Here is a 15,076-nt window from a genome sequence, read left to right on the forward strand (position 1 = left end):
ACCTCCACTCAAAATAATAATGGCGCCATGCTTGTGGTGCTAATAAGGGCGAAATATGAAATTCCTACACACAATGATCCGAGTTACTGATTTAGACAAGTCTATCGAGTTCTACACCAAGGTATTGGGAATGAAGGAACTTGAACGCCATGAAAACAAAGACTACCGCTACACATTGGTTTTTGTTGGCTACGAACAAGGCGGCACGACTATCGAGCTAACGTACAACTGGGATACTAACGAGTACGAGATGGGCAGCGCGTTTGGTCATCTGGCATTGGGTGTAGACGATATTTACGCAGCATGCGACAAGATCAAATCGCTAGGTGGCAACGTCACTCGCGAAGCAGGTCCAGTGAAAGGCGGTTCAACACACATTGCTTTCATTACTGACCCAGACGGCTACCAAATCGAACTGATTCAACTAGGTTAATCGAGGATATAACAATGACAAATGCACTATTTCAACCAATTCAACTTGGTAATATCGAGCTTAAAAACCGTATTGTTATGCCACCGATGACGCGTTCTCGCGCAACGCAACCTGGTAATTCAGCAAACGACATGATGGCGGCTTACTACGCTCAACGCGCTTCTGCAGGTTTGATTATTGCGGAAGGCACACAAATTTCACCTATGGGCCAAGGTTACGCTTGGACTCCGGGTATCTATTCTGATGAGCAGATTGCTGGTTGGAAAAAAGTCACCGATGCTGTACATGAAAAAGAGGGTGTTATCTTCGCTCAACTTTGGCATGTAGGCCGTGTCACACACCCAGACAACATTGGTGGTGAACAACCAATTTCGTCTTCTGCACTTAAAGCAGAAAACGTAAAAGTATTCATCGATAACGGCACTGATGAACCGGGTTTTGTGGATGTGGTTGAACCTCGTGAGATGACGAAAGAAGACATCAAAGCAGTGGTTGAACAGTATCGCCAAGCGGCTTTGAACGCGATTGAAGCAGGCTTTGATGGTATCGAACTTCACGCCGCGAATGGTTACTTAATCAACCAATTCATCGATTCTGAAGCAAACAATCGCACTGACGAATACGGTGGCTCAATCGAAAACCGTTTACGTTTCCTAGGTGAAGTGGTTGAGGCTATGGTTGAAGCGATTGGTGCTGACCGTGTTGGTGTGCGTCTTGCTCCGTTCACATCGTTGAATGGTACCGTTGATGCTACGCCAGTAGAGACTTACACAGCGGCGGCAGCATTACTTAACCTATACAAAATTGTTTACCTGCACATTGCAGAAGTCGATTGGGACGATGCACCTGAAACACCAAAAACCTTTAAATCAGCAGTACGTAATGCTTATCAAGGTGTCCTGATTTATGCGGGTAAATACGATAGCGAGCGTGGCGAAAAAGCGGTTGCTGAAGGCGTAACTGACATGGTTGGTTTTGGTCGTCCATTCGTTGCTAACCCAGATTTACCAGCTCGTATTCAAAATGGTTACCCACTTGCGGCGCACGATCCAAACACATTGTTCGGCGGTGCTGAAAAAGGTTTAATTGATTACCCAGAATACGCAGGCTAAAAACAGCTGCCTGAAGCAGAGTATTGAGATAGTATCTTGATCCTGTTGAATGTTTATAAAAAGCAACCTTGCAGAGTCGGGTTGCTTTTTTTGTTATTGGACCAAGTAAAATGATGAAAGCGATGCGCGGTGAGCTTTACCTCCTATTTGCTACCCTGTTAGCTGGGATTGGATGGATTGCATCTAAGCTGGTGGTATTAGAAATGCCGGGGCCAGTGTTCATTGGTGTGCGATTCCTCGTCGCGAGTTTGATTCTTCTGCCGTTTTGTATTCATCACATTCGTAAGCTTTCGCTTAAGCAGGTTCTTTCTCTTTGCGGAGTGGGTTTGCTGCTGTCTGCCTCATTGCAGGTATGGGTGTTTGCAGTATCGGTGACAGAAAGCTTGTCGGAAGGGGCATTCATCATGAGCTTAGCCATGATCATTGCCCCCTTTGTGTCTTGGATTTTGTTTCGAGTTAAACCTAATCGTGCGTTTTGGATGTCTTTCCCTATCGCGATTATTGGCATGCTGTTGCTGACTTTGGGCAATGGCTGGCATGTTGAGCAGAGTCAGATTTACTTCTTGCTAGCATCGATGTTGTTGTCTGTTCACTTTGTGATGAACAAGCGTGTGATTACCAATATCAAACCTATCGCATCAATCTGTGTGCAGCTGTTTGTGGTGGGTGTGAGTGGTTTAGCCTTTGCTTCTATGACAGCTCAGCCGGAGTTCGAAATCACCAAAACCTTAGTCTTCTGGTTTATCGTTTCTGCGGTGATCGCAACGTCTATTCGTTACTTGTTGCAAACGGTCGGTCAGCACTCCGTGAACATGGAAGTGGCGGCATTGATCATGATTCTTGAGCCTGTGTGGACGCTGCTGTTAAGTGTGAGTGTGTTGGGTGAAAGTGTAGAGATGCAAAAGTTACTTGGTGGGGCGGTGATCATTGCTTCATTGTTTTGCTATATCAAATGGTCGAGACGAAAATAAAACACTCGGCGTAAGGCCGAGTGTTGGTTGTTTTTTAATACACGTTCAGAGTGTAACAAGCTTTGCTAAGCAGTGAGATTGGTAAGCAGTGAACGCGGTAAGATCAGATTGCCGCGACCATTTTTTTAAGTAACGTGATCATTTGTTGTTGCTCTTCAGCGTCTAACTCGCTCATCAACGCTTTGTTTACACGAACTGGGATAGGAATGAGTTGTTCTTCAAGTGCTTTACCTTTTTCCGTTAAGTAAATTCGGAAAGAACGGCGACTGTTTGGATCGGCTCTGCGTTCGACCAGTTCAAGCTTTTCTAACTTGTCTAATGTGCGTGTCGTTGTTGAATTCTCGACTTTGGATTTCGCAGCAATATCACGCTGAGTCACACCTTCTTCTTCCCAAAGACACATCATGGTTGGCCATAGTGCAATGGTTAAGCCATGTTCTTTCAATTCCGTGTCGAAATCTTTGGTCGCTTTATTGGCGATCACATTGATCATCCAACCAAAACTTTTTTGTCTATCAAACTCTTCTGGCATCCGTCGCTACCTAATTTTTACTGTGTTCTTACAACAATTGTCATCGTAACTAATACCAATGCAATTAGCACCAACATTGCTTTGTTATTTGATAAAAAAGCGAATTGACTGCCATTTCTTAATTAGTTGCGAACAGTGACTTTAGTAATCACAATATCTTCGCAAGGTACATCTTCATGTCCCCAGCGAATGGTGGTTGGTGCAAGTGCAATTTTGTTGACCACATCCATACCTGCCGATACCTTGCCAAACACCGCGTAGCCCCAACCTGAGTTGCTGGTTGCTGTATGATCAAGGAAATCATTGTCGTCAAGGTTGATAAAAAACTGAGCCGTTGCAGAGTGTGGTGCGTCAGTACGAGCCATTGCGAGAGAGCCAATCACGTTCTTTAAGCCACGGTTTGCTTCGTTGACGATGGGCGCGCGAGTTGGTTTTTCTGTCATGTCGATAGTGTGTCCACCACCTTGAATCATGAAACCTTCAATAACACGGTGAAATGTCGTGCCTTCGTAGAAGCCATCTTGGCAGTATTTAAGGAAGTTTTTCGACGTTACTGGCGCTTTTTCAAGGTTCAGTTCAATTTCAATGTCGCCAAAGTTAGTGGTCAGAATGATCATAAAGGTCCTAATATTTGAGTGCTATTATTTTGAATGCTACAACACAGTGGATAGCTTAATTGAGTGCAGTATATGAAAAATCTTGGAGGATGCCAGTTAACTATTGTTTATTAACTATTAACTATTAACTATGACCTTAGGTTTACTGGTTTTTGAGTTTATTCACAGAGTGTGGTGAGTTATGAGTGAGTATCAATAAAAAAGCCAGCGATGAAATCACTGGCTTTGAGGCAGTTAAAACAAGCGAATGAGTACTAAAGTGTGAGTAGGTAACTCACTAGCTGATTGTATTCTTCGTAGCTCTTGATTTGATCCGGTTTCACGATGTATTTGTTGTTAACCAGAACTCCAGGAACACCTGTTAGCGTGCTTTGAACAAACTCTTTATCGAAACGTTTTTGCATCGAATTCACTGCAAAGCTGTTGTATGCCGCATCAAACTTTTTCGCATCAATACCGTTATCAATGAACACTTCACGCAGTTCTGCCTCATTTTTTGGTGTTTGTTGCTTCTCATGGATCTGAGCAAACATTGCAGGAACCAAACTCTCTTCAGCGTCTAGAGCAATCATGGTCGCGTAAGCTTTTGCCATTGGTACTGCCATGTTGTTACCCATAAAAGCGACGTGCACTTTTTGGAAGCTTGCTGACTTTGGCAAGTCTGCTTTTAGGTATTTAATTACGCCTTCAAACTTGTAACAGTGCGGACAATAGAAAGAGAAAAATTCGGTAACGACAGGCTTGTCGGCCTTTGCTACATCAAGGATTTTGTAGTGCGTGCCTTCTTCAAATTGTGCGGCGTTTACTGAAGCGCTTAAGAGTAGAGCGGCAAAGAGGCTAAATAGTTTTTTCATGTGTTCATTTCCTAAATTCGGATGTCATTTGATACAGCAAAAATGCTGTTATAACTTGGTGGCAGAGATTGCCAAACAGGGACAAACGATTAGGAAATAGGGGGGCGGTATGGCGCTTGTGGTGCAACAATCGCTTTGTGCGAAGGCTCTTTTTCTATCAGTGCCAGTGATTCAATCTGCGGTTCGAAAGATTCAGAAACGATCAGTGGTGGCATTTTCAGTAGACAGACCGATCCACAACAGTGGTGCTCAACGTTGGGTTGTGCGCTGGAAAAAGGTGTTGGGGTGCTCTCTACAGAGCTGATGTTAGAAGCAGAGAAAGAGAAGCTATTGGCAGAAGTTGATTGAGCTTGGGGGGCTTGCAGAGCATTGCTGCTCGCGATGCTGTCCACACTAATGGTGGCCATTAGCATAGCGAAGAGCATGAAAGCGTGTACCCAAATTTTGTTAATCAACTTTGGCATGAATTCTTAGTCTTGGTAAACGAGTGAAGCGGGCGAATCATACCTCACTCGTTTGTGCATCTCTAATCAAACCCAATAAAACTTAACCGAGCTCAACTTTTATTACGCTTGATACTGTTTCAGGAACATCTCGACACTGGACTGGATGATCACCTGTTTGTGTTCCGCATTCGGTGACGGCGCATGACCAATGATTTGTGGCCAAAATGCAAAAGACTTTAACAGTGCAATAAATTGGGTAGATGCAAATAGAGGGTCTAGTTCAATTAAGCGGTCATCTGCCTGTGCTGCTTTAATCCAGGTTGTGAGTCCACTTTCTGCTTGGGAATATTTCTCCATAGCTTGATGCGCCAGTTCGGCGTTATGGAAATACTCTGAGAACAGCACGCGAGATAAATCGATAAAGCCTTCTGATTCTAAAAGCTCTAGTTCTTGATTAGCAATCGAAGCGAGCTGCTCATTAAGAGGCAGTTCTGCTTGATAAGGGAAATGCGTCGCGGCGAGAGTCTTGCTCCAAATACTGTCTAGAATCTCATCTAAAAGCAGTTCTTTGCTGGCAAAGTGGTTGTAAACAGTGCGCTTTGATACTTCCGCGCTGCTCGATATTTTATCCATGCTGGTGGCCTTGTAACCGTGCTCAGTAAACTCTGCGATAGCAGCGGCAACGATCGATTCACGTTTTCTTTGGCTCAGCGTTTTTTTTACAGTCATTTGGATATTACTCAATAGGTCGCAGTTAGCATTGCATACGATAATTTTACACCAGTAAGTTTACTTTTAGAACACCAATCCACGTATTGGTAATTAGGTCGATAGCAACTGAATCGCTTTGCAATGCACTGTGGGTATCATAGAATCGAAAGTGTATTCGAATTTTATTGATATCAACGGAAGAGAATAAACAATCAATGAGTAGTATTTTAGAGTGTATTCGTACAGTTGGACGAGGAGAAAGAGGGCGTAAGCCTTTATCGTTCGAACAAGCCTACCGCATCATGGATGAGTATTTAAGCGGAGAGGTCGGTGACGACCAAATGGCTATGCTACTGATGTTGATTCGTGTGCAGAATGAAACCAATGAAGAGATCGCTGGCTTTGTAAAAGCATTTCAATCTCGAGTGCCAGACTTAGGCGCCGATATTGACTGGCCGTGCTACGCAGGTAAGCGTAACGATACCGCCAGTGGTAAGCCTTGGAATTTGTTGGCGGCAAAAATCTTAGCTGATAATGGCTATAAAGTCTTAATGCACGGCTACATGGACAAACCAAGTGGCCGCACGCACGTTGAGACTCACCTAGAGTGTGTTGGTGTTCGCCGAGCTCAAGACCCACAAGACGCCAAGCAGATCCTTGAAGCGGATGGTATCGCCTATTTGCCTTTGGCGAACTTCGCACCTGAAGCTCAAACTATGATTGGTTGGAAACACCGTTACGGGCTGAGAACGCCGATTAATACTGTAGTACGAGCATTGAACCCAGGTGGTGGTCGTTTGGGTTTACGTGGCAGTTTCCACCCTGGATTCCCACAACTTCATGCAGAAGTAGAGCATGTGATTGGCAATAAATCGCACTCGGTGATTTCATTCAAAGGCATGAATGGCGAATCAGAATACAACCCTAAAGTGAGTCAAACGGTCTGGATGAGTTCTCCTGAGAAGGTGGAATCTTTCTACTGGGAAGGCACGATGAATGTTGAACTGCCTATGCCTTCTGAATGTGTACTGGGTACACCGGAAGATGAGATGGAGCTGATGGCGAACAGTGTTGTGGACAGTATGACTGCGATTTTATTCGCAGAAACGCACGATAAAACTGAGGCATACCAGAAAGCGGTGCGTCTGTGGCATGAGTATTGTGCGCGTTAGATGATGGTTTAACCAATGAGAGAAGGTCAGCGAGCGCTGGCCTTTTTTATGCTTAATTTCTAGCAAGGGCCTTTCGTGAATGCCCAAACAATAGAGCTACTTCACTCGCATCAATCGATGCATCTTGTCTTCGAATTGAATCTCAATCACTTGTGAAATTTTCATCTTCTCAACTCGTTCAAGCATTGCTGTTTGATAGGCTCGTTTCTTCATCCACTCTAACGGCTCTTTAAAGCCATCTTCATTTATCACAAAGGACTGATCGGTGATGGAGTCTTCAAAGATATGAACCACCCAAATGCGCGATTGGAAATCTAACAATTCGCTAAAGTAGCTTTTTAGCTTAGGGATAAAGTGAGATAGAGCGGTTTGAGGTGAACGAAGCGAAGTCATAGTGAACCGTTTGGACAATGAAAAGCGGTGCGACGGATGTCTCCAATTCGAGCGCTTATCGGTTAAAGCAGGTAATCATCGTCAATGTGATTACCTACTCAAGAACTTGCCACAAAATACGGTATTCATGTGTCGTTGACAATGCTTGTTGAGCTTGTCGGTCAAGACATGTGTGATGAGTCTGCTATTTAACGAACAAGCCGAAGTCGATCTCTTGTGCTCTTTGGTATTTGACCAACTTTACTTTCAAATTGTGTTTTGCCGCTAGATCAATCGCTAAGCTAGACATGTGTTTTATCTCATCGACGCAGCTAGAGATAAGGGGCTTTTCTTGGTTGTCGACAGTGGCGATGAGGGTGTTTTCTGTACCATCGACACCGGAATAAATGTACGCGTACATACTGTTGTTGTGTTGCATAAACGGCCTAATTGTAACGATATAATTATTTATGGCGTGAAGAGTACAAGGTTTATTCATTCAAGCCAGTGTCATAAAGTAAGGCTTTGTAAGGACTCTATTTTTTATTTTTTTGCTCGCGTAAAAATGCTCACAAGCCTTTTGTGACCTTGTTTTCTCGCCTTGGTAGGTTTTACCTATCAATAAAATTGTTGAAATCCATTTAGTAAAATCAAGATTTTAGACAACAATTAGGTTAACAAGATAGAAAAAGACATGACGAAAAGTATTTAGGGAGAACGCAATGCATTCAATAAAAGTGAAAGATTACATGACGCCGCAGGTTGTGACATTCACTCCTGACATGCCGTTAAGTCTCGCGTTAGATAGAGTAATGAGCAGCCATCACATGGGCGGTCCAGTAATTGATGATAATGAGCAAGTTATTGGTTTCCTTTCTGAGCAAGATTTATTAGAAAAATTGGTGAAGGTGAGCTATTTCTGCCAAGACACACACATTGTGGGTGATTGTATGTACCAAGAGGTGCTATCGGTATCACCAGACTTATCCATCATTGAATTGGCAGATATGATGCAAGTGGGTAAACCCAAAGCTTATCCAGTGCTCGATAATAAAAAGCTAGTGGGTATTATCACCAGAACCGATGTTTTGAGAGCAATCGGCAAGAACTTGGAAGAATGCTTCAAACATCAGGTATAGTAGCGTGTTAAGAACGATTATTTTTCTCAATACCCTCAATTGAAAAAGGCGCACTAGCGCCTTTTTTCTGTATAGAGCTTTTCTTGGTCGATCCTTTCTTTGTCGCTCCCTAGCTTGTGGAACGCTAGTTTTGGGTCACTAGTTTAGAGAGCTTGCTTGTGGGTGTCTCAGCTTTTGGAGGTTTCATGTCAAATCAAACGGCAAAGTTTGTAGAAGGTTCAACGATGCGCCACATCTTGGTGATGTCGGGGGCTGGCTCAGTCGGTTTGATGGCGTTATTCGTGGTCGATTTACTCGATATGTTGTTCATCAGTATGTTGGGACAAGTCGAATTGGCCGCTGCGGTGGGTTTTGCAGGCACGCTGACTTTTTTCTCTACCTCCGTTTCGATCGGTACTTCCATTGCTATGGGCGCGTTAGTTTCCAAAGCGATCGGTTCAAAGAATCAGGAACACGCTCGAAACCTCGCCACCAGTATTATGCTGACTGCTTTTGTCATCAGTTTGACGATTACCGCGGTGATGTTTGCTTATATCCCAGAACTGTTAGCCGCTATAGGGGCAAAAGGGGTTGCCGCAGAGCGTGCCCAAGCTTACCTACAGATTTTATTGCCAAGTGGCCCATTTTTGGCGTTGGCGATGGCGGCTGGTGCGGGTTTGAGGGCGGCAGGAGATGCCAAACGTTCGATGTGGGCGACTTTGTCGGGCGGTATCGTTAATGCGATTTTGGATCCTCTGTTTATTTTTGGTTTTGGTTGGAATATAGAAGGGGCGGCTATTGCTTCTGTTTTTGCCCGTTTTTCGGTGCTTCTTTTCTCGCTGTATCCTCTGATTCGTAGTCATCACTTGGTTGCACCTCCTTCACTGGTGCAGTGGCGCATTAATATTCGCCCTATATTGGCCATTGCGCTTCCCGCAATTATCACCAATACCGCAACACCTATCGGTAATGCGATTGTGACAACGGGTATCGCACAATACGGTGAGGATTTTGTCGCGGGTTTTGCCGTGATTGGTCGTCTAACGCCGGTTTGCTTTGCGGTTATTTTTGCCTTGTCCGGCGCTGTAGGCCCAATCATTGGGCAAAACTTTGGTGCAGAACGAATGGACAGAGTAAAAGAAACACTCAACAACTCATTGTTGGTTACTACGGCATACACTATCGCCGTCTGTATTCTGTTGTACTTTGTCCAAGACTATGTGATCCAAGGCTTTAGCCTGCAAGGTGATGCAGCAATTATTGTTGCAGCATTTTGTACTTATGTCGCCTTAACTTTTACCTTTAATGGCGCGCTGTTTGTTGCGAATACGTCTTTCAATAACCTGGGTAAACCGCTTTACTCGACAGCGCTGAATCTGGGTAAAGCCACTCTCGGTACATTGCCGTTCGTCTACTTAGGCTCGCAATGGTATGGCGCATTGGGTGTGTTGTATGGGCAAGCCTTGGGTAATGTTTTGTTCGGAATACTCGGCACCCTGGTGCTTCGCTATCATATTGCCGAGCTTATGCAAGGTTCCCAAGTTGACCCTGTAGAAGACGATGTGTCGATAGTGAGCTTGAATACGCAACCGTTTTGCTCACACGATGCGGTTCTTATTGATGATGTATCTGCGAACAGAGAAGAGTGTAAAGAGTTCAAGTCGCAATAACACCGGCATTCCAATATGAGATTGGTCGGTTTGCAAATTTCTTCTTGGCCTTGGACAATTTCTTCTTGACCTTGGAGTAGCCTCCAAGGTTTATACTTTTGATGAACTTAAGGTTTGGTTGCTGTGATTAGCCAGCAACAACCTCAAGGCTTTTGAGTATTAAGGAGATACATTATGTGCGCAAAACATGCAGCGTGCCGCTCAACAAAAGTGGACGTTCAACCTCAAGCGGCAGGAGCAAGCTGTTCCAGTCCTAAAATTTCCAGCATCACGGCAGCGGGTACTTCATCATGCTGTAGTTCTACGACGGCTTCTGCAGCAGCAGATGATTGTTGTGGTTCAGACAGTGGAGAAGAAGACCGGCTGCCCTTAACTGAGTCTCTTAACGCCCAATTTTCCAAAAGTTGGCTGGTTGCCGGAATGGACTGCCCAGCTTGTGCAAGAAAAATAGAAAACGCGATCAGTAATATTGACGGTGTTATTCAAGCGAAGGTTCTCTTTGCTACCGAAAAACTGGTTGTTAAATTCGATAATGAAGGTCTTGCCGACACCATTGAACAGGTCTCTATCAAAACGGGTTTCCCTCTTTCGGAAGTCGGTTCTAAGAAAGAAAAACAACAACCTGAGACTTTTTGGCAAGCGTACATCCAACCTAATTTTCAGATTATCGCGATTGCAGCGGCAATGCTGTTCGCTGCGCTTCTGAAAAGTACATATCCTCAATTAAGTGAGGGCTTATTCACCGCAACCTGCCTACTCGGATTATATCCGGTGGCTAAGAAAGCGGTTCAGCTGGCACGTTCAGGAACACCTTTCGCAATAGAAACTCTAATGAGTGTTGCCGCGCTGGGGGCCTTGTACCTGGGCGAAACCGCGGAAGCGGCGATGGTTTTACTGTTGTTCTTGATTGGTGAGCGCTTAGAAGCGTTTGCTTCATCAAGAGCAAGAAGTGGCGTTCAAGCGCTAATGGCATTGGTACCAGAAAATGCCACCAAGATTATCAACGGCGAACGTGTTGAAGTTGCAGTCAGTGAACTGGTTCCCGGTGATGTGATTGAAGTGGCGGCAGGCTCTCGTTTACCTGCTGATGGCCAACTGATTACCGACGCTGCAAGCTTCGATGAAAGTGCATTAACGGGGGAATCTGTTCCTGTTGAACATATCGAAGGCAATAGCATCATGGCTGGCGCTGTGGTGGTCGATAAAGTGGTGCGTATTACCATCACTTCAAAACAGGGTGAGAACGCGATCGACCGTATTCTTCACCTGATTGAAGAAGCAGAATCTCGTAAAGCGCCGCTCGAGCGATTCCTCGATAAGTTCAGTCGCTGGTATACACCGTTAATGATGTTGGTGGCTCTTTTAGTCATCATCACACCACCATTGCTGTTCGCACAGCCATGGGAAACATGGGTCTATCGTGGTTTAGCGCTATTGTTGATTGCTTGTCCGTGTGCGTTGGTTATATCAACTCCAGCCGCGATTACGTCTGGTTTAGCAGCAGCCGCGAAACGTGGTGCGCTAATTAAAGGCGGCGCAGCACTGGAGCAGCTTGGTAAAATTCAAACTATTGCCTTCGATAAGACCGGCACACTGACTGAAGGTAAGCCTCAGGTTACGGACATTCAGCCTCTATCAGGTTGGCAACAAGATGCGATGCTGCGTGTGGTTGGAGCAATTGAAGTGGGTTCTACTCACCCATTGGCGCAGTCGCTAGTTGCTAAAGTGAAAGAACTGAATATTGAGATTCCTGAATCACACAACAAGACCGCGCTGATCGGTAGTGGTGTTGAAGGTGATGTTGATGGTGTTAAGTATCAGGTTCTATCGCCTTCTAAGGTGACGTTCGATCTTGGTGCCGATGTTGTTTCTCAGGTTGAGGCATTAGAAGGCGAGGGCAAGACGGTTGTGGTTGCTCTTGAGCTTAAAGATCAAAAAGAATCAACCGAGCAAGCTGCGACTGTGATTGGTCTGATTGCTTGGCAAGACACGTTACGCAGTGACGCTAAGCTTGCGATTGAACGACTCAATGATTTGGGTATTCAATCTATCATGCTTACTGGGGATAACCCGCGAAGCGCGGCAGCGATCAGCTGCAAGATTGGTATGCAGTATAAAGCAAGCCTATTGCCAAGCGATAAGGTGTCTTACGTTGAACAGTTATCTCAGCAGTCACACGTGGCCATGGTGGGCGATGGCATCAACGATGCGCCAGCTATGAAAACGGCAAATGTAGGTATCGCAATGGGCGGTGGTACGGATGTTGCCCTTGAAACTGCGGATTCAGCACTGACTCACAACCGTTTAACTGAGTTACCAGCGATGATTGAACTGTCGCAAGCGACCATGAATAACATTCGCCAAAACGTAGCTCTTGCACTTGGTTTGAAAGGTGTGTTCTTAGTGACAAGCTTGTTAGGTATTACTGGTTTGTGGGTGGCAGTTTTAGCGGATAGTGGTGCGACAGCTTTGGTGACACTCAACGCTCTTCGTTTACTTCGATTCAAATCAAAAGCGGATTAGTTTCAGGTTCTTGATGTAGGACGCTCTCAATTTAAAAGCACCTAATATCAAAAACGCCTAATATAAAAAGCGCCTTTAGCGGTAATACGTTAAAGGCGTTTTTTGTCTCATTCGTATGCAACACATGCGTGTAGATTGCTTATTTTTGTGATGCCAATCGGTTTTTCGTGAAACTTGAAATCTTGTTGCGATCATTGGTGTGACGCTCGTCACTTCATTTTGTAATGAGCTTGGTTAGAGTGTGTTCGTACCCCACGAATTTACTATGAGCTTAAATAAGGGTAAAAAGCCCAATAAGCCAAAAGGAGCGAACTATGTCTCAAGCTGTTTTCCATTTAGGTGTTACTGAAGCAGATCTTAACGGTGCTACTCTTGCGATCATTCCTGGTGATCCTGCTCGTGTGCAAAAAATTGCCGAAGAGATGGAGAATCCTGTATTTCTTGCTAGTCACCGTGAATACACGCTTTACCGCGCAGAGCTAGACGGCAAGCCAGTTGTTGTATGTTCAACAGGTATCGGTGGTCCATCGACTTCTATCGCAGTTGAAGAGCTTGCTCAACTTGGTGTTCGCACTTTCCTACGTGTTGGTACTACTGGTGCTATCCAACCACACGTAAACGTGGGTGACATGATTGTTTCTACAGGTTCTGTTCGTCTAGACGGTGCTAGCCTGCACTTTGCTCCTATGGAGTTCCCAGCAGTGGCTGACTTTGAAGTTGCAACAGCAATGAAAGCGGCAGTTGATGAATCAGGTGCAACAGTTCACATGGGCGTAACGGCATCAAGCGATACGTTCTACCCAGGTCAAGAGCGTTACGACACGTTCTCTGGTCGCGTTGTTAAGCGTTTCCAAGGCTCTATGCAAGAATGGCAAGACATGGGTGTTCTAAACTTCGAAATGGAATCTGCAACGCTTCTAACTATGTGTGCAAGTTCTGGTCTTAAAGCGGGTTGTGTTGCTGGTGTAATCATCAACCGTACTCAAAAAGAGACGCCTGATCACGAAACGCTAAAAGTAACAGAAGCGCGTTCAATCAAAGTGGTTGTAGAAGCTGCTCGTAAAATGCTTTAAGTTGTAAACATACTTTTAGTTATAAAAATGCTTTAAGTCTGTTTCCAAGATTTAAAAATGGCCGCATCAAATGATGCGGCCATTTTTTATGGGGCAAAGAAATTAGAGACATAGAGAGTTGAAAGGTGGAAATAGAGCGGAACAGATAAATGGCTGGAGAACAAAAAAGGCGAGTGACTTAAGCAGTCATTCGCCTTTTTAGATTTACTTAAGAGCGTTGAGCTCTCAAGAGTCTATTGGCTTTTAGCATTCTAAATCTTCATCACCACCGGCAGCGGTAAACCATGCCGCTAGGTGTGTTTTAAGATCTTTTAATTCGTCAGGGCCAATCAATGCAAGGCCAAGATCTTCTGCTCGTGTGATGTCATTATGACGAAGAGGGCGGAAGCTCACCAACATTGCACGTGCTTGTAGGCCACCCAGAAGGTCTCTAAGCGATTCCAGCTTGTACAAGGTATCATCGCCATCATCACGCATACCTTTGGTCTTACACTCGATGATGTGCAGCTTATTGTTCACTACAGAAGCAACATCAAGCTCATTACGCACCTCGCGCTCACCGAGTTGACGATAAACCTGAACATTCAAAGAGCGATCTTGAATGGTCGGCATGTCATCTTGGATTTGCTTAACTGTGCTATGAACCAATGTTTCAAGCCATTCGCCGTTTGAGAAGCGTCGTGCGTCTTCATTGGCAAACGTCAAAATACCATTGTCATAAGTGGCGATCTTAGCTTCAACCAAATCGCTCAACAGCATGTTTAGCTCGCGATAACCTTGTTGTTTCTCTGACAACCCCACATCAAGCCTCTGTTCTTTGCGGCAGGTCGTTGCAAGATAGTTCAATGTAGCAAGGCCTGGGCCGAGTTCTAGTGCATTACTTGCCCAGCGTTCACCTAGCTCATAAAGCTTTTGATCAAGTTGCGGAGACAGCTGTACATCGCTGAATTCACCACGAGCGCCGAACACAGTCAGGTAGTCGTCGATAGTGATTCGATCTTGAACTTGTGCGTCTTCTTTGCCATTCGGGTAAAGCCAGCACAGCTTGTCACTGTTTGGTTCAACAACAAAGATTGGCCAGTGGTAAGTACGAAATACTTCGTAGACAGAAAGTAGGCGATGACGAAGGCCACAACTTGCATTGAGTTTCACTTCTTCACCACGAGCTTTGAGGTCTTCGGCAAGGTTTTGGATAGACTCTTTAATCGCGGATGTATTTACGAGGGTTGGAATCTCGAAAAATTCACTCGTAATGTCGCGCTTCTGCAAAACGCTGTCTAAGCGTTGGTAAATACTGACTTGATTCTTGTCACCGATGAACACGATGTGAGTGCTGATCGTTCGGTTATCGAGTAGTGGGGTGATCAAGCGAATGGGATCTTGATCGATAATGCCAACATGAACAGCCATATAAATTCCTTAATAGCGGCTCGCTCATAAAGGTGAAAGAAAAAACGGGAAGCAGCAAGCCT

16 protein-coding genes are annotated in these 15,076 nt (G+C 44.9%); 8 read left to right on the forward strand and 8 right to left on the reverse strand.

The features are described 5' to 3' along the window. Nucleotides 1-55: 55 nt before the first annotated feature. From gloA to M4S28_RS06330, 3 genes are all read left to right on the forward strand, one after another. Nucleotides 56-433, forward strand: coding sequence for a lactoylglutathione lyase (gene gloA / locus M4S28_RS06320; RefSeq protein ID WP_004736293.1), 378 nt, complete (start codon nt 56-58; stop codon nt 431-433). A 14-nt stretch (nt 434-447) separates the two neighbouring features. After that, on the forward strand, nt 448-1,545 hold the full coding sequence (locus M4S28_RS06325; protein ID WP_065681181.1) for an alkene reductase: 1,098 nt from the start codon (nt 448-450) through the stop codon (nt 1,543-1,545). A 110-nt stretch (nt 1,546-1,655) separates the two neighbouring features. Next, on the forward strand, nt 1,656-2,516 hold the full coding sequence (locus M4S28_RS06330) for a DMT family transporter (protein ID WP_076645542.1): 861 nt from the start codon (nt 1,656-1,658) through the stop codon (nt 2,514-2,516). A gap of 103 nt (nt 2,517-2,619) precedes the next feature. On the opposite strand, the gene M4S28_RS06335 is transcribed toward M4S28_RS06330, so the two are convergent. From M4S28_RS06335 to M4S28_RS06355, 5 genes are all read right to left on the reverse strand, one after another. Then, on the reverse strand, nt 2,620-3,048 hold the full coding sequence (locus M4S28_RS06335) for a MarR family winged helix-turn-helix transcriptional regulator (RefSeq protein ID WP_249632526.1): 429 nt from the start codon (nt 3,046-3,048) through the stop codon (nt 2,620-2,622). 122 nt (nt 3,049-3,170) lie between these two features. After that, nucleotides 3,171-3,665 carry a peptidylprolyl isomerase gene (locus tag M4S28_RS06340; protein WP_249632527.1) on the reverse strand — a complete coding sequence of 165 codons (495 nt, stop codon included), beginning with the start codon at nt 3,663-3,665 and terminating at the stop codon, nt 3,171-3,173. 254 nt (nt 3,666-3,919) lie between these two features. Beyond that, nucleotides 3,920-4,519 carry a thiol:disulfide interchange protein DsbA/DsbL gene (locus tag M4S28_RS06345; protein WP_249632528.1) on the reverse strand — a complete coding sequence of 200 codons (600 nt, stop codon included), beginning with the start codon at nt 4,517-4,519 and terminating at the stop codon, nt 3,920-3,922. 89 nt (nt 4,520-4,608) lie between these two features. Further along, nucleotides 4,609-4,983 (reverse strand): hypothetical protein, encoded by a 375-nt coding sequence (locus M4S28_RS06350; RefSeq protein ID WP_108150694.1) that lies wholly within the window; start codon nt 4,981-4,983, stop codon nt 4,609-4,611. 102 nt (nt 4,984-5,085) lie between these two features. Beyond that, nucleotides 5,086-5,694 (reverse strand): TetR/AcrR family transcriptional regulator, encoded by a 609-nt coding sequence (locus tag M4S28_RS06355; protein WP_249632529.1) that lies wholly within the window; start codon nt 5,692-5,694, stop codon nt 5,086-5,088. A 197-nt stretch (nt 5,695-5,891) separates the two neighbouring features. On the opposite strand from M4S28_RS06355, the gene M4S28_RS06360 reads away from it, so the two are divergent. Continuing rightward, nucleotides 5,892-6,848 carry a glycosyl transferase family protein gene (locus tag M4S28_RS06360; RefSeq protein WP_032546021.1) on the forward strand — a complete coding sequence of 319 codons (957 nt, stop codon included), beginning with the start codon at nt 5,892-5,894 and terminating at the stop codon, nt 6,846-6,848. Between the two features lie 96 nt (nt 6,849-6,944). On the opposite strand, the gene M4S28_RS06365 is transcribed toward M4S28_RS06360, so the two are convergent. Both M4S28_RS06365 and M4S28_RS06370 read right to left on the reverse strand, forming a co-directional pair. Beyond that, nucleotides 6,945-7,241: a hypothetical protein gene (locus M4S28_RS06365; RefSeq protein ID WP_102449355.1), complete on the reverse strand. Its 297-nt coding sequence runs from the start codon at nt 7,239-7,241 to the stop codon at nt 6,945-6,947. 184 nt (nt 7,242-7,425) lie between these two features. Further along, a complete protein-coding gene (locus M4S28_RS06370) occupies nt 7,426-7,659 on the reverse strand; it encodes a hypothetical protein (protein ID WP_017078937.1) in 234 nt (77 codons plus the stop codon). A gap of 283 nt (nt 7,660-7,942) precedes the next feature. Here M4S28_RS06370 and M4S28_RS06375 point away from each other — a divergent pair, with 283 nt between their 5' ends. The 4 genes from M4S28_RS06375 to udp all read left to right on the forward strand — a co-directional run bounded on the left by M4S28_RS06375 (nt 7,943) and on the right by udp (nt 13,604). Beyond that, nucleotides 7,943-8,359 (forward strand): CBS domain-containing protein, encoded by a 417-nt coding sequence (locus M4S28_RS06375; RefSeq protein ID WP_017078938.1) that lies wholly within the window; start codon nt 7,943-7,945, stop codon nt 8,357-8,359. Nucleotides 8,360-8,544: 185 nt separating this feature from the next. Beyond that, the gene (locus tag M4S28_RS06380; protein ID WP_017086104.1) at nt 8,545-10,008 is read left to right on the forward strand and encodes an MATE family efflux transporter; all 1,464 of its coding nucleotides are present in this window, start codon (nt 8,545-8,547) and stop codon (nt 10,006-10,008) included. A gap of 174 nt (nt 10,009-10,182) precedes the next feature. Further along, complete coding sequence (locus M4S28_RS06385) at nt 10,183-12,531, forward strand: zinc/cadmium/mercury/lead-transporting ATPase (protein WP_249632530.1); 2,349 nt, start codon at nt 10,183-10,185, stop codon at nt 12,529-12,531. 314 nt (nt 12,532-12,845) lie between these two features. After that, complete coding sequence (gene udp, locus M4S28_RS06390) at nt 12,846-13,604, forward strand: uridine phosphorylase (protein ID WP_004736272.1); 759 nt, start codon at nt 12,846-12,848, stop codon at nt 13,602-13,604. A 243-nt stretch (nt 13,605-13,847) separates the two neighbouring features. Here the strand turns inward: udp and M4S28_RS06395 are convergent, their stop codons facing one another. After that, the gene (locus tag M4S28_RS06395; protein WP_004736271.1) at nt 13,848-15,014 is read right to left on the reverse strand and encodes a DUF1887 family protein; all 1,167 of its coding nucleotides are present in this window, start codon (nt 15,012-15,014) and stop codon (nt 13,848-13,850) included. Nucleotides 15,015-15,076: the final 62 nt, after the last annotated feature.

It is taken from the genome of Vibrio sp. J383, assembly GCF_023503985.1.
GTDB lineage: Bacteria > Pseudomonadota > Gammaproteobacteria > Enterobacterales > Vibrionaceae > Vibrio > Vibrio splendidus.

What these genes read in the sequence shown, in the direction of transcription:
- gloA (WP_004736293.1), top strand. Translation starts at nt 56, where the DNA reads ATGAAATTCCTACACACAATGATCCGAGTTACTGATTTAGACAAGTCT.
- M4S28_RS06325 (WP_065681181.1), top strand. Translation starts at nt 448, where the DNA reads ATGACAAATGCACTATTTCAACCAATTCAACTTGGTAATATCGAGCTT.
- M4S28_RS06330 (WP_076645542.1), top strand. Translation starts at nt 1,656, where the DNA reads ATGATGAAAGCGATGCGCGGTGAGCTTTACCTCCTATTTGCTACCCTG.
- M4S28_RS06335 (WP_249632526.1), bottom strand. Translation starts at nt 3,048, where the DNA reads ATGCCAGAAGAGTTTGATAGACAAAAAAGTTTTGGTTGGATGATCAAT.
- M4S28_RS06340 (WP_249632527.1), bottom strand. Translation starts at nt 3,665, where the DNA reads ATGATCATTCTGACCACTAACTTTGGCGACATTGAAATTGAACTGAAC.
- M4S28_RS06345 (WP_249632528.1), bottom strand. Translation starts at nt 4,519, where the DNA reads ATGAAAAAACTATTTAGCCTCTTTGCCGCTCTACTCTTAAGCGCTTCA.
- M4S28_RS06350 (WP_108150694.1), bottom strand. Translation starts at nt 4,983, where the DNA reads ATGCCAAAGTTGATTAACAAAATTTGGGTACACGCTTTCATGCTCTTC.
- M4S28_RS06355 (WP_249632529.1), bottom strand. Translation starts at nt 5,694, where the DNA reads ATGACTGTAAAAAAAACGCTGAGCCAAAGAAAACGTGAATCGATCGTT.
- M4S28_RS06360 (WP_032546021.1), top strand. Translation starts at nt 5,892, where the DNA reads ATGAGTAGTATTTTAGAGTGTATTCGTACAGTTGGACGAGGAGAAAGA.
- M4S28_RS06365 (WP_102449355.1), bottom strand. Translation starts at nt 7,241, where the DNA reads ATGACTTCGCTTCGTTCACCTCAAACCGCTCTATCTCACTTTATCCCT.
- M4S28_RS06370 (WP_017078937.1), bottom strand. Translation starts at nt 7,659, where the DNA reads ATGCAACACAACAACAGTATGTACGCGTACATTTATTCCGGTGTCGAT.
- M4S28_RS06375 (WP_017078938.1), top strand. Translation starts at nt 7,943, where the DNA reads ATGCATTCAATAAAAGTGAAAGATTACATGACGCCGCAGGTTGTGACA.
- M4S28_RS06380 (WP_017086104.1), top strand. Translation starts at nt 8,545, where the DNA reads ATGTCAAATCAAACGGCAAAGTTTGTAGAAGGTTCAACGATGCGCCAC.
- M4S28_RS06385 (WP_249632530.1), top strand. Translation starts at nt 10,183, where the DNA reads ATGTGCGCAAAACATGCAGCGTGCCGCTCAACAAAAGTGGACGTTCAA.
- udp (WP_004736272.1), top strand. Translation starts at nt 12,846, where the DNA reads ATGTCTCAAGCTGTTTTCCATTTAGGTGTTACTGAAGCAGATCTTAAC.
- M4S28_RS06395 (WP_004736271.1), bottom strand. Translation starts at nt 15,014, where the DNA reads ATGGCTGTTCATGTTGGCATTATCGATCAAGATCCCATTCGCTTGATC.